General features: G+C 68.3%; 17 protein-coding genes. 11 read left to right on the forward strand and 6 right to left on the reverse strand.

Annotated elements, in window-relative coordinates; translation table 11 throughout:
* Positions 1-59: 59 nt before the first annotated feature.
* On the reverse strand, positions 60-716 hold the full coding sequence (locus G6N50_RS00490; RefSeq protein ID WP_142275822.1) for an ACT domain-containing protein: 657 nt from the start codon (positions 714-716) through the stop codon (positions 60-62).
* Positions 717-860: 144 nt separating this feature from the next.
* Here G6N50_RS00490 and gatC point away from each other — a divergent pair, with 144 nt between their 5' ends.
* The 5 genes from gatC (at position 861) to gatB (ending at position 6,569) form a co-directional block, all read left to right on the forward strand.
* Complete coding sequence (gene gatC, locus G6N50_RS00495) at positions 861-1,160, forward strand: Asp-tRNA(Asn)/Glu-tRNA(Gln) amidotransferase subunit GatC (protein ID WP_067839213.1); 300 nt, start codon at positions 861-863, stop codon at positions 1,158-1,160.
* Positions 1,157-2,647, forward strand: coding sequence for an Asp-tRNA(Asn)/Glu-tRNA(Gln) amidotransferase subunit GatA (gene gatA / locus G6N50_RS00500; RefSeq protein ID WP_083100238.1), 1,491 nt, complete (start codon positions 1,157-1,159; stop codon positions 2,645-2,647). Before gatC ends, gatA begins: the two co-directional genes overlap by 4 nt.
* A gap of 39 nt (positions 2,648-2,686) precedes the next feature.
* On the forward strand, positions 2,687-3,718 hold the full coding sequence (locus G6N50_RS00505; RefSeq protein WP_083100242.1) for an ATP-dependent 6-phosphofructokinase: 1,032 nt from the start codon (positions 2,687-2,689) through the stop codon (positions 3,716-3,718).
* Between the two features lie 133 nt (positions 3,719-3,851).
* Positions 3,852-5,030: a MinD/ParA family ATP-binding protein gene (locus tag G6N50_RS00510; RefSeq protein ID WP_232068859.1), complete on the forward strand. Its 1,179-nt coding sequence runs from the start codon at positions 3,852-3,854 to the stop codon at positions 5,028-5,030.
* Between the two features lie 27 nt (positions 5,031-5,057).
* The gene (gene gatB / locus G6N50_RS00515) at positions 5,058-6,569 is read left to right on the forward strand and encodes an Asp-tRNA(Asn)/Glu-tRNA(Gln) amidotransferase subunit GatB (protein WP_083100240.1); all 1,512 of its coding nucleotides are present in this window, start codon (positions 5,058-5,060) and stop codon (positions 6,567-6,569) included.
* A 38-nt stretch (positions 6,570-6,607) separates the two neighbouring features.
* On the opposite strand, the gene G6N50_RS00520 is transcribed toward gatB, so the two are convergent.
* The gene (locus G6N50_RS00520; protein ID WP_163650791.1) at positions 6,608-7,738 is read right to left on the reverse strand and encodes a PQQ-dependent sugar dehydrogenase; all 1,131 of its coding nucleotides are present in this window, start codon (positions 7,736-7,738) and stop codon (positions 6,608-6,610) included.
* Between the two features lie 251 nt (positions 7,739-7,989).
* On the opposite strand from G6N50_RS00520, the gene G6N50_RS00525 reads away from it, so the two are divergent.
* Positions 7,990-8,850: a DoxX family protein gene (locus G6N50_RS00525; protein WP_083097339.1), complete on the forward strand. Its 861-nt coding sequence runs from the start codon at positions 7,990-7,992 to the stop codon at positions 8,848-8,850.
* Between the two features lie 10 nt (positions 8,851-8,860).
* On the opposite strand, the gene G6N50_RS00530 is transcribed toward G6N50_RS00525, so the two are convergent.
* A complete protein-coding gene (locus G6N50_RS00530) occupies positions 8,861-9,217 on the reverse strand; it encodes a PH domain-containing protein (protein WP_083097341.1) in 357 nt (118 codons plus the stop codon).
* A gap of 368 nt (positions 9,218-9,585) precedes the next feature.
* Here G6N50_RS00530 and G6N50_RS00535 point away from each other — a divergent pair, with 368 nt between their 5' ends.
* The 3 genes from G6N50_RS00535 (at position 9,586) to ilvC (ending at position 13,015) form a co-directional block, all read left to right on the forward strand.
* A complete protein-coding gene (locus G6N50_RS00535; protein ID WP_083097342.1) occupies positions 9,586-11,451 on the forward strand; it encodes an acetolactate synthase large subunit in 1,866 nt (621 codons plus the stop codon).
* The gene (ilvN, locus tag G6N50_RS00540) at positions 11,451-11,951 is read left to right on the forward strand and encodes an acetolactate synthase small subunit (RefSeq protein WP_067835493.1); all 501 of its coding nucleotides are present in this window, start codon (positions 11,451-11,453) and stop codon (positions 11,949-11,951) included. Before G6N50_RS00535 ends, ilvN begins: the two co-directional genes overlap by 1 nt.
* A gap of 62 nt (positions 11,952-12,013) precedes the next feature.
* The gene (gene ilvC, locus G6N50_RS00545; protein ID WP_083097344.1) at positions 12,014-13,015 is read left to right on the forward strand and encodes a ketol-acid reductoisomerase; all 1,002 of its coding nucleotides are present in this window, start codon (positions 12,014-12,016) and stop codon (positions 13,013-13,015) included.
* 78 nt (positions 13,016-13,093) lie between these two features.
* Here ilvC and wrbA read toward each other — a convergent pair whose 3' ends face one another.
* Both wrbA and G6N50_RS00555 read right to left on the reverse strand, forming a co-directional pair.
* Complete coding sequence (gene wrbA, locus G6N50_RS00550; RefSeq protein WP_083097345.1) at positions 13,094-13,693, reverse strand: NAD(P)H:quinone oxidoreductase; 600 nt, start codon at positions 13,691-13,693, stop codon at positions 13,094-13,096.
* Positions 13,690-15,129, reverse strand: coding sequence for a phytoene desaturase family protein (locus tag G6N50_RS00555; protein WP_083097347.1), 1,440 nt, complete (start codon positions 15,127-15,129; stop codon positions 13,690-13,692). The genes wrbA and G6N50_RS00555 overlap by 4 nt, the downstream gene beginning before the upstream one ends.
* A 29-nt stretch (positions 15,130-15,158) precedes the next feature.
* Between G6N50_RS00555 and serA the strand changes: the two genes are divergently transcribed.
* Complete coding sequence (serA, locus tag G6N50_RS00560; protein ID WP_083097348.1) at positions 15,159-16,745, forward strand: phosphoglycerate dehydrogenase; 1,587 nt, start codon at positions 15,159-15,161, stop codon at positions 16,743-16,745.
* A 91-nt stretch (positions 16,746-16,836) separates the two neighbouring features.
* Positions 16,837-17,847, forward strand: a complete 1,011-nt coding sequence (locus tag G6N50_RS00565; RefSeq protein ID WP_083097350.1) for a 3-isopropylmalate dehydrogenase — start codon at positions 16,837-16,839, stop codon at positions 17,845-17,847.
* Here the strand turns inward: G6N50_RS00565 and G6N50_RS00570 are convergent.
* Positions 17,747-19,051: an MFS transporter gene (locus G6N50_RS00570; protein WP_083097352.1), complete on the reverse strand. Its 1,305-nt coding sequence runs from the start codon at positions 19,049-19,051 to the stop codon at positions 17,747-17,749. The genes G6N50_RS00565 and G6N50_RS00570 overlap by 101 nt on opposite strands.
* Positions 19,052-19,130 lie beyond the last annotated feature (79 nt).

A 19,130-nucleotide genomic window follows, 5' to 3' on the forward strand; every position in this document is an offset into this window, starting at 1 on the left:
GCTCAAACACGTTGATGGATCAAGTGATTCGTTGACGCTACCGGCTGAGTCACCGGCCACTAGCGCAGCATGGTGGCGACGATCCCGGCGAGGTAGCCCAACCGGGCGACCTCAGACGGCCGGAATTCCGGGCCGGGTCGGCCGAGCACCACCGCGGTGTGCGGGTCGCCCAGCGGGGCCGCGACCATCGTCACATCCATATCGCGCCACGCCTTGGGCACCCACTCGGCGTTGCTGTCCAGCGTCGCGGCCCGCGCCAGCGGCAGCCACGGCGCCGAGTCCGCCTTGGTCTCCGGGGCGCCCGGGCTGCCGGCCAGGCGCTGCAGCTCGCCGCCCACACTGCGCAACACCGTGCACCAGCTGACGCGCAACACCTTGGGCGCCTCGTCGGAGAGAACCTGCAGTCGTGCCGCCTTGGTGTCGGCCGCGGCGACGTGGTCGAGCAGCTCCAGCTCGCGATGCGCTTCCAGCAGGCCGGTGTGCGGGCGCACACTGTCCACCCGGACACCGGACAGGGACTCCGCGGCGGTGATCAGCGTGTCAGGCATCGCGCCCGGCGGCAGTTCGATCACCAGGTCGTCGGTCGCGTAACCCGCGATGCGCTCCACGACATCGAGCGACAAGATGTCGGCGCCCACCGAACCGAGCGCCACCGCCAGCGACCCCAGGCTGCCTGGCCGGTCGACGAGCTCGATGCGCAACAGATAGGAGGGCACGGCCAACACTGTTGCACAGCGATGTGAAGACGGCATTTCGGCTCGACCCGGTTGCGACGGTCATCGCGGCGACGGTGCTCACCGGTCTCGGGATCGGCAACGGGCGTGCAGGCGGCGGCACGCGCGCGGCTAGGCTTTCGGATCGTGTCCCAGATCTCCCGCGACGAGGTAGCGCATCTGGCCCGGCTGTCCCGGCTGGCGCTGACCGACAGCGAGCTCGATAGCTTCGCCGGCCAACTCGGCGCCATCCTGACCCACGTCAGCCAGGTGCAGGCGGTCGATGTCACCGGCGTCGAAGCGACCGACAACCCGCTCAAGGACGTCAACGTCACCCGCCCGGACGAGCCGACACCCTGCCTGACCCAGGCCGAGGCGCTGGCCGAAGCGCCCGCCGCCATCGACGGCCGCTTCGGGGTCCCGCAGATCCTGGGGGACAGCGAGTGAACGAGATCATCCAGTCCGACGCCGCCACACTGGCCGCCCGGATCGCGGCCAAAGAGGTGTCGTCCGTCGAGGTCACCCAGGCGTGCCTGGACCAGATCGCGGCGACCGACGACCGCTACCACGCCTTCCTGCACGTGGCGGCCGACGAGGCGCTGGGCGCGGCCGCCGTCGTCGACGAGGCCGTCGCGGCCGGGGAGCGGCTGCCGTCCCCGCTGGCCGGGGTGCCGCTGGCGCTCAAGGACGTCTTCACCACCGTCGACATGCCCACCACCTGCGGGTCCAAGATCCTCGAGGGCTGGCGTTCCCCGTACGACGCCACCGTCACCTCGCGGCTGCGCGCGGCGGGAATCCCGATCCTGGGCAAGACCAACATGGACGAGTTCGCGATGGGCAGCTCGACCGAGAACTCCGCCTACGGCCCCACCCGCAACCCGTGGGACGTCGACCGGGTCCCCGGCGGCTCCGGCGGGGGCAGCGCCGCCGCGCTGGCCGCGTTCCAGGCGCCGCTGGCCATCGGATCCGACACCGGCGGCTCCATCCGGCAGCCCGCCGCGTTGACCGCGACGGTCGGGGTCAAGCCGACCTACGGCACCGTGTCCCGCTACGGGCTGGTGGCGTGCGCGTCGTCGCTGGATCAGGGCGGCCCGTGCGCCCGCACGGTGCTCGATACCGCGCTGCTGCATCAGGTGATCGCCGGGCACGACACCCGCGACTCCACATCGGTCGACGCGACGATTCCCGACGTCGCCGCTGCCGCCAAAGCCGGCGCGGCCGGCGACCTCAAGGGCGTGCGCGTCGGGGTGGTCAAGCAGCTGCGCGGCGAGGGCTACCAGCCCGGGGTGCTGAGAACTTTCGAGGCCGCCGTCGAGCAGCTGACCGCTCTGGGTGCCGACGTGAGCGAGGTCGACTGCCCGCACTTCGAGTACGCACTGGCCGCCTACTACCTGATCCTGCCGTCGGAGGTGTCGAGCAACCTGGCCCGCTTCGACGCGATGCGCTACGGGCTGCGGGTCGGTGACGACGGCAACCACAGCGCCGAGGAAGTGATGGCCATGACCCGGGCCGCCGGCTTCGGGCCGGAGGTGAAGCGGCGCATCATGATCGGCACCTACGCGCTGTCGGCCGGGTACTACGACGCCTACTACAACCAGGCCCAGAAGGTGCGCACCCTGATCGCCCGCGACCTGGACGAGGCCTATCGCTCGGTGGACGTGGTGGTGTCGCCCGCGACCCCGACGACGGCGTTCCGGCTGGGCGAAAAGGTGGACGATCCGCTGGCGATGTATCTGTTCGACCTGTGCACCCTGCCGCTGAATCTGGCCGGCCACTGCGGTATGTCGGTGCCGGCCGGTCTGTCGCCGGACGACGACCTGCCGGTCGGGCTGCAGATCATGGCGCCCGCACTGGCCGACGACCGGCTCTACCGGGTTGGCGCCGCCTACGAGGCGACCCGCGGACCGCTGCCGTCGGCGCCCGTCGCGCGCTAATCGCGCCATAAGCCCGCAGCCCCAGGCAAGATGAAGGGCATGCGGATCGGAGTGCTCACCGGAGGCGGCGACTGCCCCGGACTCAACGCGGTCATCCGGGCAGTGGTGCGGACGTGCGACTCCCGGTACGGCTCGTCGGTGGTCGGATTCCAGGACGGTTGGCGCGGGTTGCTGGAGAACCGGCGTATCCAGCTGCACAACGACGACCGCAACGACCGCCTGCTGGCCAAGGGCGGAACCATGCTGGGCACCGCCCGCGTGCACCCCGACAAGCTGCAGGCCGGGCTGAACCAGATCAAGCAGACCCTCGACGACAACGGGATCGACGTTCTGATCCCCATCGGCGGGGAAGGCACGCTGACGGCCGCGCACTGGCTCTCGGAGGAAAACGTCCCCGTGATCGGTGTGCCGAAGACCATCGACAACGACATCGATTGCACCGACGTGACTTTCGGCCACGACACCGCGTTGACCGTCGCCACCGACGCCATCGACCGGTTGCACAGCACCGCCGAATCGCACCAGCGGGTGATGCTGGTCGAGGTGATGGGCCGGCACGCCGGCTGGATCGCGCTGAACGCGGGCCTGGCTTCGGGCGCGCACATGACGCTGATCCCCGAGCAGCCGTTCGACGTCGAAGAGGTCTGTCGGCTGGTCAAAAGGCGCTTCCAGCGCGGAGATTCGCACTTTATCTGCGTGGTCGCCGAGGGCGCCAAACCCATCCCCGGCTCGATTTCGTTGCGGGAAGGCGGGATTGACGAATTCGGCCACGAAAAGTTCACCGGCGTGGCCGCTCAGCTCGGCGCCGAGGTGGAGAAGCGGATCAACAAAGACGTCCGGGTGACCGTGCTAGGTCACGTGCAGCGCGGCGGCACCCCGACGGCCTACGACCGGGTGCTGGCCACCCGGTTCGGGGTGAATGCGGCCGACGCCGCGCATGCCGGGGAATACGGCCAGATGGTGTCGCTGCGCGGGCAGGACATCGGCCGAGTGCCGCTGGCCGACGCGGTGCGTCAGCTCAAGCTGGTGCCCGAGACCCGCTACGACGACGCCGCCGCCTTCTTCGGTTAGGCCGCGCGCCAGGCAAACAACCGGTGGATCTGGGTGAACCGCGACTTGAATTCGCCCGCTAATGATCCAGGTGGTTCGCTATTACCGCATTTTGGTGGTTTCCGGACCGGTCCCCGAGGGTTATACCGGGAGTATGAGCAACCGCGGTGCGATTCGCGGAGTCGTTCAACAATCCGCTGTAGCGGCGGGACCACCGGACCCGCCGAACCCGAAGCCGGGCCCGCGCGAGTGGCGCGCCGACGGCGACCCCGCGGCCGCCACCGTGCCGCAGTCCCGCGGCCCGAACCGCCAGGGCACCGGCCCCCCGCAACCGCCACCTGCCGCGCAGCCGCCACCGCGGTGGATCCCACCACGGCCTCGCCCCGAGCCGATGCTGGGCGCGACGGCGCTGGACCGGTTCGACACTCACGACACCGACGCCGCGGGCTTCAACTGGCGGCAGCTGATTCACCGCCTCACCGGAATCGAGCTCGGCGCTGGCAAGAACACGACCTATGAGAACGCGCTGCGGCAGCGCATCCGCGCGAGCGTGGGTGGCGCCTTTCCGATCTCCGTCCTCAACCTCAAGGGTGGGGTCGGCAAGACGGCGGTGGTGGAGGCGCTGGGCTCGACGTTCGCCGCCGTGCGCGACGACCGGGTGCTCGCCCTCGATATCGATGCCGGTGACTTGGCGGAGCGCCACGGCCGGCGCAACCCGCACAGCCTGGCCGACCTGCTGCACGGCAACCCGGCGGCGGAATACGAGGACATCCGCGCGCTGACGTATATGAACGGCTCCGGGCTGGAAGTGCTCGGGCTGCCGGACACCGACTGGCGCCTGGAGCGCCAGGACATGCTGCGGGCCTTTTCGATGCTGCGAAACCAGTATTCGCTGGTGCTCGTCGATTGTGTCAAGACGCTCAATTCCGCTGTGATGGACGCTGTTCTGCCGGAATCGCGGGCGTTGGTGGTGGTCACCAGCCCCGCCGTCGATGCGGTACGTAAAACCCGGACGACGCTGGAATGGTTGTGCCACAACGGGTATCAATCGTTGATGCAGTGGACCGTGCTGGCCATCAACCATGTCGAGCCGGCCAAGGTGGACGCTGTGGCCGTCACCGAACTCGACCGGCTGTCCGCCCGCGTCGGCGCCACCGTGGTGCTGCCATTCGATCGGCACGTGCACGAGGGACGAAAGATCGCGCTGGACCGAATGAGCAAGGAGAGCCGGCGCAGTTACCTGGAGATGGCGGCCGTGCTGGCCGACATGTTCCCGGGCAGGGGAGGGCAGCGCGACCGGTTCCCGGTGGCGCGATCACCGCACACCGGCTGATACAGGCACACCATTAGGATCGAGCGCATGAGTGTTGCTGCCGGCGCCGAGCTGATGGACTACGACGACGTCATCACGCGTTTCGACCCGGTGCTCGGCCTCGAGGTGCACGTGGAACTGTCCACCGTCACCAAGATGTTCTGTGGCTGCAGCACCGCGTTCGGCGCCGAGCCCAACACCCAGGTGTGCCCGGTGTGCCTCGGCCTGCCCGGCTCGCTGCCCGTGCTCAACCAGACCGCGGTCGAGTCGGCCATTCGGATCGGGCTGGCGCTGAACTGCGAGATCGTCCCCTGGTGCCGCTTCGCCCGGAAGAACTACTTCTATCCGGACATGCCGAAGAACTACCAGATTTCGCAGTACGACGAGCCCATCGCGATCAACGGCTACCTCGAGGCGCCGCTGGAGGACGGCACCACCTGGCGGGTCGAGATCGAGCGCGCGCACATGGAGGAAGACACCGGCAAGCTCACCCACATCGGCAGCGAGACGGGTCGCATTCACGGCGCGACCACGTCGCTGATCGACTACAACCGTGCCGGTGTGCCACTGATCGAGATCGTCACCAAACCCATCGTCGGCGCCGGGGACCGGGCACCGCAGATCGCCCGCGCCTATGTGACGGCCTTACGAGACCTGTTGCGCGCCTTGGGCGTATCCGACGTGCGAATGGATCAGGGTTCGATGCGGTGTGACGCGAACGTATCGCTGAAGCCGGTCGGGACCGCAGAGTTCGGGACGCGGACCGAAACCAAGAACGTCAACTCGCTGAAAAGCGTTGAGGTGGCTGTGCGCTACGAAATGCAGCGCCAAGCCGCCGTCCTGGCGTCGGGCGGACGGATCACGCAGGAAACCCGGCACTTTCACGAGTCGGGCTACACCAGCCCGGGGCGCACTAAGGAGACCGCCGAGGACTACCGCTATTTCCCCGAACCTGACCTCGAGCCCGTCGCGCCGAGCCGCGAACTGGTCGAGAAGCTGCGCCAGACCATTCCCGAACTGCCGTGGTTGAGCCGCAAGCGCATTCAGGAAGAATGGGGCATCTCCGACGAGGTGATGCGCGACCTGGTCAACGCGGGCGCGATCGAATTGGTCACCGCGACCATCGAACACGGCGCCTCCAGCGAGCAGGCCCGCGCGTGGTGGGGAAACTTCTTGATGCAGAAGGCCAACGAGGCCAACGTGGCGTTGGATGAGCTGGCCATCACCCCCGCGCAGGTCGCCGCGGTGGTGGCGCTGGTCGACGAGGGCAAGCTGTCCACCAAGTTGGCCCGCCAGGTCGTCGAGGGTGTGCTGGCCGGCGAGGGTGAGCCCGAAGCGGTGATGACCGCCCGCGGTCTCGCGCTGGTGCGCGACGACTCGGTGACGCAGGCCGCCGTCGACGAGGCGCTGGCCGCCAATCCCGATGTGGCAGAGAAGATCCGCGGCGGCAAGGTAGCCGCGGCCGGGGCGATCGTCGGCGCGGTGATGAAGGCCACCCGCGGCCAGGCCGACGCCGCCCGGGTGCGCGAACTGGTGTTGGCCGCCTGCGGCCAGGGCTAACCCGGGGCCGATCATCGGCCACTAGGGCGTGAGGGCCGTCAGCTCTTGTCGTCGCTGTTGCGCGGGAATCCGCCGCCCTGCGGGAAGAGCGGGAACACCACGTCGTCCAGCTTCTCGGCGTCCCCGGCCGTCTTGTTGACGGTCGCACCCCAGACGTTTCCATCCGGCGACATTCGCAGCGCCCAGGCGTGCGCATGGGTGTCCTTGCGTACCACGTCGGGTTCTCCGGTGACCGCGCCCGTGGCCGGCGCAAGCCGGACCGCGACCGTCTGCTTGGTGTTGATCAGGTTGACCAGCACGGTCCCGTCCATCGCCGCGCATCCGGCCACGCCGGGCTTGTCCGGCCAGGTCCACACCGTGGAGACGTCCGACGTCTTGGTGATGCGCTGCAACCGATCCGCCGTCGGGGTGCGGTCGGCGACATAAAGCGAGCCGTCGACCGGGTCGGTGCACAGCCCACCGCCGGCGCCCACGCCGGACAGCGCCGTCGTCGGCGGTGCCTGGCCCACGGTGGTGGGCTGCTCGATCCGCAGCACCTTGCCTGCCAGCGATTTGGGATCGGCGGCCAGCGCCGGATTGCCCGCGTCGCCGGTCATCACGACCAGCGTGGTGGGGCTGGTGAAGATCAGCGCCCCGGTGTTTCCGGTGGCGCCCTTGGGGATCCCGGTCAGGATGTCCTTGGGGATGTCGCCGTCGGCCACGCGGATGACGCGGTTGTCGGTCGGCGTGCTGATGTATGCGTACATCAGGCGGTCCTGCGTGTAGGTGGGTGACATCACGATGTCCATCAGGCCGCCGTCCCCGGACGGGTCGACCGGGATCACCGTCTTCACTTTCGGCTCCGCGCTGACCGAGATCTCCTTGACCGCGCCGGTGGTGCGCTCGGCGACCAGCGCGGTTTTGCTGTCGGGGCCCATGATCAGGCCGCTGGTGCTCTCCAGGCAGCCCTGCATCACCCCGGGGGCGGGGCACGCCTTGGGGAACGGTGTGGGCGGCAGCGGCGGGGGCGGGGGAGGCGTCGAGCTCGGCTGCGGCTTCAGTTCGGGGGCGGTGGTGAACGGCTGCGATTGGGCGTCGTTGAAGCGCGCACACCCGCTCGTTACCAGCACGAGGGCGCACAGCGCAGCGAATCCGCGCCGAACCGACCGCCCCGATCGCCCTAGTCGCATGACCGTCAGGCTACGGACAGTGCGGGCGGCGCCGCCACACACGTCCCTTTTGTCCGCCGATCACGACCGCTTTTCGCCGGCCCGGCGCCGCGTCCGGCGGTCGGGCGATCCCCGGTCGCGGGCCGTCGGGACGGGCTCCCGACGCGATTTCGGGCCGATCCGGGCCGGTTTGGCTGGCAAACCACCGATTGCCAGGCGAAAGCGCCGCTCAAATCCCCAATTTGGGACCGAATGCCCTTACCCTGACACCCGTGACCAGTCAACCGAATGACGCACATTGGCAACGGCCCGGCGAATCGCCGGAACCGACCCCGGGACGCCCCGCCTCGGCGCGGCTGGTCGATCCCGAAGATGATCTGACGCCAGTCGGCTATCCCGGCGACTTCAACCCGTCCACCGGGACCACCACCGTCATCCCCTACGGCGGCGCCGCTGCGGTCGCCGGCTCCGCGGCCGGGGGTTACCACCTGCTCGAACAGCAGGAACCGCTGCCCTACGTCCAGCCGCAGTCGGCGGCCCGGCACGCGGCACCCGAGTCCACCGAGGTCGACGACGACGAACACCACGACCGGTTGCACGACGTGGGCCGGCGCGGAACGCAGCATCTCGGTTTGCTGCTGCTGCGCGTCGGGCTCGGGGTGGTGCTCGGCGCCCACGGGCTGCAGAAGCTGTTCGGCTGGTGGGGCGGCTCGGGGGTCACCGGGTTCAAGAACTCACTGTCCGACGTCGGCTACCAGCACGCCGACGTCCTGGCCTACGTGAGCGCCGGCGGCGAGGTCGTCGCGGGTGTGCTGCTGATCCTGGGCTTGTTCACCCCGGTGGCCGCGGCCGGTGCGCTGGCCTTCCTGATCAACGGCCTGCTGGCCAGCATCTCTACCCGCCCCCACACGCACAACTTCTCGTTCTTCCTGCCCGAGGGCCACGAATACCAGATCACCCTGATCGTGATGGCCGCCGCGGTCGTCCTGTGCGGACCCGGCCGTTACGGCCTGGACGCGCGCCGCGGTTGGGCGCACCGACCGTTCATCGGCTCCTTTGTCGCCCTGCTGGCTGGCATTGCGGCCGGTGTCGGGGTGTGGGTGGCCCTCAACGGCGTGAATCCGATCGGCTGACCGGCTCAGTTCACTGGTAGGGGTTGGGCACCCGCCCCGCGCTGGCCTCGGTCAGCTCCGGCAGCGTGGAGAACGTGACCGCGGGCAACCGCAGCTCGGCGCCGCTCTTGAGCTGCGCGCGTCCCCACGACCCGCGGTGGAAGCGCAGTCCGTCGATGTCGTCCCAGGGCACGTGCCGGCTGCCCAGCAGCATCCGCACGGTCACGCCCTGGTCGTCGGCGACGGTGCGCAACCGGATGATCATGGCCGACAGCAGCATCGGAAGGATCAGCAGCGGCAGCGACGGTGGCCACAACATCACCGGTATCAGCAACCCCAAGGTCAAGAACCCGACGGCCAGATGCGCTATCGGCGACACCTTGATCACGACGGGCGCGGCGGACGGTGTTTGGGGAGATGAGCCAGTAGCCACCCCACCATCATTTCACCCGGCACACTGGACCGGTCGCCGGAGCGTTCGCCCGGCGGCGCCCCGGACGACCCACCGGGCGGCCCGGGCGCCGGCGGTCCCAGATTTGACTCCTGAGCTGTGCGAAGGCTACCGTCGGACGTTATGGATACCGCCGGAAAGCCCGGGATGCTCGTAGTACTTAATCGGCGCGTTGGTGGCTGACTTGCCCTTCAGCATTTGAAGCAATCCAGCACCAACGCGCAACCCTCGTGCAGCAGATGAGCTGTCGGGGGTTTTTTGTTGCCCCCAGCGAGACTCCCGGAATGAATAAGGACTGATCGACAGTGAGCGCTCCCATCACGCAGCACGCCTCCGCGGCACCGGACGCTGCCGACATCGCCACGGATGCGGCCAAACCCGCGAAGTCCGCGCCCGCCAAGCCGAAACGTATTGGGCCCGAGCAACTTACCGGTGCCCAGTCAGTGATCCGTTCGTTGGAGGAACTCGGCGTAGAGGTCATCTTCGGCATTCCCGGTGGCGCGGTGCTGCCGGTCTACGACCCGCTGTTCGACTCGAAGAAGCTGCGCCACGTCCTGGTCCGCCACGAGCAGGGCGCCGGCCACGCCGCCAGTGGCTACGCGCACGCCACCGGCAAGGTCGGTGTCTGCATGGCGACCTCTGGTCCCGGCGCCACCAACCTGGTGACCCCGCTGGCCGACGCCCAGATGGACTCGATACCGGTCGTCGCCGTCACCGGCCAGGTGGGACGCTCGCTGATCGGCACCGACGCCTTCCAGGAAGCCGACATCTCGGGCATCACCATGCCGATCACCAAGCACAACTTCCTGGTCCGCTCGGGTAACGAAATCCCGCAGGTGCTCGCCGAGGCGTTCCACATCGCCTCCTCGGGCCGCCCCGGCGCGGTGCTCGTCGACATCCCCAAAGACGTGCTGCAGGGCCAGTGCACGTTCAGCTGGCCGCCGCGACTCGACCTGCCCGGATACAAGCCGAACAGCAAACCGCACAGCCGGCAGATCCGCGAGGCCGCCAAGCTGATCGCGGCCGCCCGCAAGCCCGTGCTCTACGTGGGCGGCGGGGTCATCCGCGGTGAAGCGACGAAAGAGCTGCGCGAGCTGGCCGAGCTGACCGGAATCCCTTTGGTGACCACGCTGATGGCGCGCGGCGCGTTCCCGGACAGCCATCCGCAGCACCTGGGCATGCCCGGCATGCACGGCACCGTCGCCGCGGTGGCGGCCCTGCAGCGCAGCGACCTGCTGATCGCGCTGGGCACCCGCTTCGACGACCGGGTGACCGGCAAGCTGGACACCTTCGCCCCGGAAGCCAAGGTCATCCACGCCGACATCGACCCGGCCGAGATCGGCAAGAACCGCCACGCCGACGTGCCGATCGTCGGCGACGTCAAAGCCGTCATCATCGAGCTGCTCGAATTACTGCGCCAGGACGGGCTACTCGCCGAGCTCGACATGACCGAATGGTGGGCCTACCTGAACCAAGTTCAGTCCACCTATCCGCTGAGCTACGGTCCGCAGAGCGACGGCAGCCTCGGCCCGGAACTCGTCATCGAGAAGCTGGGCCAGATCGCCGGCCCGGACGCCCTGTACGTCGCCGGCGTCGGCCAGCACCAGATGTGGGCGGCCCAATTCATCTCCTACGAGAAGCCGCGCACCTGGCTCAACTCCGGTGGGCTGGGCACCATGGGGTACGCCATTCCGGCCGCCATGGGCGCCAAGATGGGTCGCCCGGACGCGGAGGTGTGGGCGATCGACGGCGACGGCTGCTTCCAGATGACCAACCAGGAGCTGGCCACCTGCGCGATCGAAGGCGTGCCGATCAAGGTGGCGCTGATCAACAACGGCAACCTAGGCATGGTGCGCCAATGGCAGACGCTGTTCTACGAAGAGCGCTACTCGCAAACGGATCTGGCGACGCATTCGCATCGCATTCCGGACTTCGTGAAACTGGCCGAGGCGTTGGGCTGCGTCGGATTACGTTGCGAGCGTGAGGAAGACGTCGAAGACGTGATCAACCAGGCGCGCGCGATCAACGACCGCCCGGTGGTGATCGACTTCATCGTCGGCGCCGACGCACAGGTCTGGCCGATGGTGGCCGCCGGCACCAGCAATGACGAGATCCAGGCGGCCCGCGGAATCCGCCCGCTGTTCGACGACGAAACCGAAGGACACGCCTGATGCACACGCACACCCTGTCGGTGTTGGTCGAGGACACACCCGGCGTGCTCGCCCGCGTGGCCGCGCTGTTCTCCCGGCGCGGTTTCAACATCGAATCGCTGGCCGTCGGCGCCACCGAGCAAAAGGACATGTCGCGGATGACCATTGTGGTCTCCGCCGAGGAGACCCCGCTCGAACAGATCACCAAGCAGCTCAACAAGCTGATCAACGTCATCAAGATCGTCGAGCTCGACGACGATAACTCGGTGTCGCGCGAACTGGCGCTAATCAAGGTGCGCGCCGACGCCGGCATCCGCAGTCAGGTGATCGAGGCGGTGAACCTGTTCCGCGCCAAAGTGATTGACGTGTCGCCGGAGTCGCTGACGATTGAGGCGACGGGTGACCGCGGCAAGATCGAGGCGCTGCTGCGGGTACTGGAACCCTTCGGGATCCGTGAAATCGTCCAATCCGGAGTGGTGTCGTTGGCTCGCGGTCCACGCGGAATCGGCACGGCCAAGTAAATTTTCAGCGCAAACAAAAAGGAGATAGTGAAGTGGCTAACCCGTCTGGGGAGACATTGCCGATGTTCTACGACGACGATGCGGACCTGACGATCATCCAGGGTCGCAAGGTCGGTGTCATCGGATACGGCAGCCAAGGACACGCGCATTCGCTGAGCCTGCGTGACTCCGGCGTGCAGGTGAAGGTCGGCTTGAAGGAGGGTTCGAAGTCCCGGGCCAAGGTCGAAGAGCAGGGCCTGGAGGTCGACACCCCGGCCGAGGTGGCCAAGTGGGCCGACGTCATCATGCTGCTGGCGCCCGACACCGCGCAGGCCGACATCTTCAAGAACGACATCGAACCCAACCTCAAGGATGGGGACGCGTTGTTCTTCGGTCACGGGCTCAACATCCATTTCGACCTGATCAAGCCGCCCGCCAACGTCACCGTCGCCATGGTGGCGCCGAAGGGCCCGGGGCACCTGGTGCGTCGGCAGTTCGTCGACGGCAAGGGCGTGCCCTGCCTCATCGCGGTGGACCAGGACCCCACCGGCGAGGGCGAGGCGCTGGCCCTGTCCTACTCCAAGGCCATCGGCGGCACCCGCGCCGGTGTCATCAAGACCACCTTCAAGGACGAGACCGAAACCGACCTGTTCGGTGAGCAGGCCGTGTTGTGCGGTGGCACAGAGGAATTGGTCAAGACCGGTTTCGATGTGATGGTCGAGGCGGGTTATCCGCCGGAGATGGCGTACTTCGAGGTGCTGCACGAGCTCAAGCTGATCGTCGACCTGATGTACGAGGGCGGCATCGCGCGGATGAACTACTCGGTGTCCGACACAGCGGAGTTCGGCGGCTACCTGTCGGGCCCGCGGGTCATCGACGCCGGCACCAAGGAGCGGATGCGGGAGATCCTGCGCGACATTCAGAGCGGCGACTTCACCAAGAAGCTGGTCGCCAACGTCGAGGGTGGCAACAAGCAACTCGAGCAGCTGCGCAAGGAGAACGCCGAGCATCCCATCGAGGTCGTCGGCAAGAGGTTGCGCGACCTGATGAGCTGGGTCGACCGGCCGATCACCGAGACCGCCTAGACGCTGCACGCCGAGATCGACGTTAGCGCGCGAACTTTCGAGATATTGCCGCGCTGACGTCGGTTTCGCATCTTGCGGCTACGACGTCAGGCGTCCGGCCGTCTCGACCACCCGTCGGGCCAGGTGGTCCAGCGCGTTCTGGGTGGCTTCGTCGAACTGGGTGATGTTGTCGTGGGTGGTGACGAGGCTTGCCCCGTACGGGTTGCCGTCGACGAACTTGGACGGATCGGTGTATCCCGGCGGCACGATGATGCCGCCGAAATGCATCAGCGTGATGTACAGCGAGAGCAGGGTGGTTTCCTGACCGCCGTGCACGGTGTTGGACGACGTGAAGCCGGCATAGACCTTGTCCGCAAGCTTGCCCTGCGCCCACAGGCCGCCCAGCGAGTCGAGGAATGCGCGTAACTGCGCTGCCGGAGAGCCGAATCGGGTCGGTGAACCGAAGATCACCGCATCGGCCCAGACGATGTCGTCGCCGGTGGCCGCCGGAAGGTCTTTGGTGGCCTCATAGTTCGCCGTCCAGGCCGGGTTGTGGGCGAACGAGGCGGGATCCTGTGTCTCGGCGACGTGCCGCAGGCGGACTTCGGCCCCCGCCGACTCGGCTGCGGCGGCAACCCGCCGCGCCATCGTGGTGCCATGACCGGTGGCCGAGTAGTAGATGATCGCAAGTTTCGTCACGGCGTCATCCTAGGCCGCAGATCCGGAAGCGTGTCGATGCCGAATTCCCTGCGCAGCAACGTGCGTGCGGCGTAGTAGCCGGCCATGCCGTGCACACCGCCGCCGGGCGGGGTGGCCGCAGAACACAGATACGCCTTGGGAATGGGTGTGCGCCAAGGGTTTAACCGCGGTGTCGGGCCGGCGATGGCCCGCCACGCGGAATTGCCGCCCATCCCGATGTCGCCGCCCACGTAGTTGGCGTTGTGGTCGCGCAATCGCGCGGCCGGCACCGCGCGTGCCGCCACCACGACGTCGCGGAAGCCGGGGGCGAACCGCTCGACCACCGCGGTCACCGCCTCGGTCGCGTCGACGGTGGATCCCGACGGCACATGGGCATAGGTCCAGAAGGGACGGTGTCCGGCGGCGATGCGGCCGGGGTCGGCGACGTGTGGCGACGCGGCCAGCACCATGGGCCACTGCGCGTGACGGCCGGCGGCGATGTCGGCCTCGGCGCGAGCCATCTGCGCCCGGGTGCCGCCGAGATGCAGGGTCGGGGCCTGCCGCAGCCGGGAGTCCGACCACGGGATCTCGTCATTGAGCACGAAGTCGACCTTGGCGACTCCGGGTCCAAACGTGTAGCGCTGCAAAGCTTTAGCGTATCGAGAGGGAAGGGCCTCACCGTAGATCCGCAGCAGCGCGGTCGGTGCGGTGTCGAAGGCGACGACTCCGCCTGGCGGTTCGGTGACCTCGGTGCCCGCCGTGAGCTCGCCACCGTGGGCGCGCAGGTCGGCGATCAGGGCGTCGGTGATCGCCTGGCTGCCGCCCACCGGAATCGGCCAGCCGACCGAATGCGCGAGGGTGGCCAGCATCATCCCCGCGCCCGCCGCGGTCAGCGACGGCATCCGCGAAATGATGTGGGCGGCAACGCCGGTGAATAGTGCGCGGGCGTCCTCGCCGGCGAGCGACCCCCACGCCGGGGTGCCTTGGGCCAGCATCCGCAGGCCCAGCCGCACCGCCGACGGCAGCGAGTTCGGCACCGACCGTTTGTCGCCCAGCAGCAGGGTCACCACGTCGTCGGAACGCTCGACCAGCGGGCCGAGCAGTCGTCTGAAGGACGTGCCATGCTCCAGTTCGGCACAGGTGCGGTCCAGATCGCGGTAGGCGATGGCGGCCGGGCGCCCGGGCAGCGGGTTGGCGTACGAAATCTCGGGCACCGCCAACCGCACGCCGCGCGCGGGCAGGTCGAACTCCTTGAAGAACGGCGACGCCAGCGCCAACGGGTGCACCGCCGAGCAGATGTCGTGCAAAACTCCCGCGGAATCTGGGTCGGGTGCGGTGCGCGCACCCCCGCCGAAGGTCGGCTGAGCTTCCACGACCTGCACTTTCAGGCCGGCCCGGGCGCAGATTACGGCAGCGGTCAGCCCGTTGGGTCCGCTGCCGACGATGGTGACGTCCACGCGTCAATTACAGCCGATAGGCTGGCCGGGTGAATCTGCCTGTTGTACTCATTGCCGACAAGCTCGCCGAATCCACCGTCGCCGCCCTGGGCGACCAGGTCGAGGTGCGTTGGGTAGACGGCCCCGATCGGGAGAAGCTGCTGGCCGCCGTGCCGGAGGCCGATGCGCTGCTGGTGCGTTCGGCCACCACCGTCGACGCCGAGGTGCTGGCGGCGGCGCCCAAGCTCAAGATCGTCGCCCGCGCCGGGGTAGGCCTGGACAACGTGGACGTCGATGCGGCCACCGAACGCGGTGTGCTGGTGGTCAACGCCCCGACGTCGAACATTCACAGTGCCGCCGAGCACGCGCTGGCGCTGCTGCTGTCCGCGGCCCGCCAAGTCCCCGCCGCCGACGCCTCGCTGCGCGAGCACGCCTGGAAGCGGTCGTCCTTCTCGGGCACCGAGATCTTCGGCAAAACGGTCGGCGTGGTGGGCCTGGGCCGGATCGGTCAGCTGGTCGCCCAGCGGCTCAGCGCCTTCGGCACCCACCTGGTCGCCTACGACCCCTACGTGTCGCCGGCGCGCGCCGCGCAGTTGGGCATCGAACTGCTGACGCTGGAGGACCTGCTGGCCCGCGCCGACTTCATCTCGGTGCACCTGCCCAAGACGCCCGAAACCGCGGGCCTGATCGACAAGGACGCGCTGGCGAAGACCAAGCCGGGCGTCATCATCGTCAACGCCGCCCGCGGTGGTCTGGTGGATGAGGCGGCGCTGGCCGACGCCGTGCGCAGCGGGCACGTGCGCGCGGCCGGTCTGGACGTCTTCTCGAAAGAGCCCTGCACCGACAGCCCGCTGTTCGAGTTGCCGCAGGTGGTGGTCACACCGCATCTGGGGGCGTCGACCGAAGAGGCGCAGGACCGCGCGGGCACCGATGTCGCGGCAAGCGTGAAACTCGCGCTGGCCGGGGAATTCGTTCCCGACGCGGTCAACGTCGGCGGCGGGGTGGTCAATGAGGAGGTGGCCCCCTGGCTGGACCTGGTGCGCAAGCTCGGGGTGCTGGCGGCCACACTGTCCGACGGGCCGCCGGTGTCGCTGTCGGTGCAGGTGCGCGGCGAGATTGCCTCCGAAGATGTTGAGGTGCTTAAACTTTCGGCCCTGCGCGGGTTGTTCTCGGCCGTCGTTGAGGGGCCGGTGACGTTCGTCAACGCGCCGGCGCTGGCCGAAGAACGCGGCATCACCGCCGAAATCAGCACCGCGTCGGAAAGCCCGAACCACCGCAGCGTGGTCGACGTGCGCGCGGTGTCCCACGACGGCACCGCCGTCAACATTGCCGGCACGCTGTCCGGGCCGCAGCTGGTGGAGAAGATCGTCCAGATCAACGGCCGCAACTTCGATCTGCGCGCCCGCGGCACCAACCTGGTGATCAACTATGTCGACCAGCCCGGCGCGCTGGGCAAGATCGGCACCCTGCTGGGTTCGGCCGGGGTGAACATCGAAGCCGCGCAACTCTCCGAGGACGCCGAGGGCCCGGGTGCGACGATTCTGCTGCGCCTGGACCGGGACGTGCCGGGCGACGTGCGAGCGGAAATCGGCGCGGCCGTCGGCGCCAACAAGCTTGAGGTGGTTGATCTGTCGTGACCCGCGCCGGCGACGATGCAGAGCGAAGCGATGAGGAGGAGCGGCGCCCGATGACCGGCGATGCACACCGAAGCGATGGGGAGCGACACCGATGAAGCTGGCGGTGATCGAGGGCGACGGTATCGGGCCCGAAGTCGTTTCCGAGGCCATCAAAGTCCTGGACGTGGTGCTGCCCGGGGTGGACAAGACCAGCTACGACCTAGGCGCGCGGCGATACCACGCCACCGGTGAGCTGCTGCCGGACTCGGTCATCGACGAGCTGCGGGCGCATGACGCCATCCTGCTCGGGGCGATCGGTGACCCGTCGGTGCCCAGCGGCGTGCTGGAGCGAGGCTTGTTGCTGCGCTTGCGTTTTGAGCTGGATCATCACATCAACTTGCGGCCGGGCCGGCTGTATCCGGGGGTGATCAGCCCGCTGGCCGGCAACCCCGAGATCGACTTCGTGGTGGTGCGCGAGGGAACGGAAGGCCCCTACACCGGCACCGGCGGTGCCATCCGCGTCGGAACGCCCAACGAAGTCGCCACCGAGGTGAGTCAGAACACCGCGTTCGGTGTGCGTCGCGTGGTGGTCGACGCGTTCGAGCGGGCTCAGCGACGCCGAAAGCACTTGACACTGGTGCACAAAACGAACGTGCTGACCTTCGCCGGCAGGCTGTGGTCGCGCATCGTGGCCGAGGTCGGCCGGGACTACCCCGACGTCGAGGTCGCGTATCAACACATCGACGCCGCGACCATCTTCATGGTCACCGACCCCGGTCGCTTCGACGTGATCGTCACCGACAACTTGTTCGGCGACATCATCACCGACCTGTCGGCCGCGGTGTGCGGCGGAATTGGCTTGGCCGCCAGTGGAAATATCGACGGCACCCGGACCAATCCCTCGATGTTCGAGCCCGTCCACGGCAGCGCGCCGGACATCGCCGGGCAGGGCATCGCCGATCCGACCGCTGCCATCATGTCGGTGGCGCTGCTGCTCGCCCATCTCGGCGAGGACGCCGCCGCTACGCGGGTGGATCGGGCCGTCGAGCAGTATCTGGCAACGCGTGGGAACGAACGGCGCGCCACCGCCGAAGTCGGCGAACGGATTGCTGCCGCGCTCTAGTTTCCAGGCCTGGCGGGAGCAACCGCGCCGGAACCAGCGGCACCGCCGCCAGTGGGAACAGCGCGCACAACATCCACGCCGGTGGATATTTCGCGGCCGAGATCAAGGCACCGAACAGTGGGGGGCCGGCGGCCGCCATCATCCGCTGGGTGGTGTTCTGAATGCCCAGGGCGCGTCCGCTCCAGTACGGCCCGGCGAATTCGGTGATGGCGGTGGCCTCCAGCCCGTTGTCCAGTACCGCGATCACCGCGATGGCGACCATCAGCCCCGCCTGCCACCGGGAATTCATGTAGTCGGCCCACGCCAGTAACAGGAGAACCAGCACGGCGGCGGCGGCGATGTAACGCACGGGCCGCATGCGTGAGCCCAGTCGATCCGACCAGCGGCCCACGGCCACCCGGCCGAGCGCGCCGAGCACCTGCGAAAGAGTGACCAACCCGCCGGCCGCCGCGACCGACCAGTGCAGGTTCCTGATCAGCCACACCAGCATGAACGTGACGGTCACCGTTTGCGGCATCATCATCAGGCCCGCGACCGCGTGAATCCGCCATAGCGTCAACGACCCTCGATACGGGCTGGCGAGCTCCTGTTCGCTGGCACTGGCGCGGGGTTTGCGCGGCGGGTCGACGATTCCGACCGCGCTGACTATCGCCCCGAGCGTGCACGCCAGCGCGGCGAACCTGAGCCCGGCCTGCGGACCGTGCTCGGCGAGTTCGGGAATTATCAACGCGCCCAACGCGATTCCCAAGGGCTGCGCGGTTTGGCGGATGCCCATGGCCAGCCCGCGCTGGTGCGGCGGGAACCAGGCGGACACCAGCCGCCCGCCGGCCGTGTTGCAACTGGCGGCGGCCATACCGCCGAGAAACAGATACATGGCGATCAGCACCATCGAATGTGCCGACGCCGCGGCATAGGCCGCCACTGCGGTAAGCGCCGAGCCGGTGGTCATCACCACCCGCTCGCCGACGCGGTCCAGCACGAACCCCCAGAGCACCAGCGTGACCACCATGCCCCAGCTGGGCATGGAGGCGAGCAGACCGGCCTCGTCGAGCCGGATTCCCCGAGCGCTTTGCAGCGCCGGGATGAGGAAGGCGACGCCGTTGATGAAGAGGAACGAACTTGCCGTTGCCAGCAGCGAAACGACCATGATCGACCAGCGCGCGCCCGCGCCGATTTCGGGCGTCGTGGCGGGGTCGGTCTGCATTCCCCATGCTTGCATATCGGCGCGAAATTTAGGGGTAGGACTTGTGCCCAGGTCCGAATCGTGACGGCCCGCCACGCCC

This window comes from Mycobacterium mantenii, assembly GCF_010731775.1.
GTDB classification, from domain to species: Bacteria; Actinomycetota; Actinomycetes; order Mycobacteriales; family Mycobacteriaceae; genus Mycobacterium; species Mycobacterium mantenii.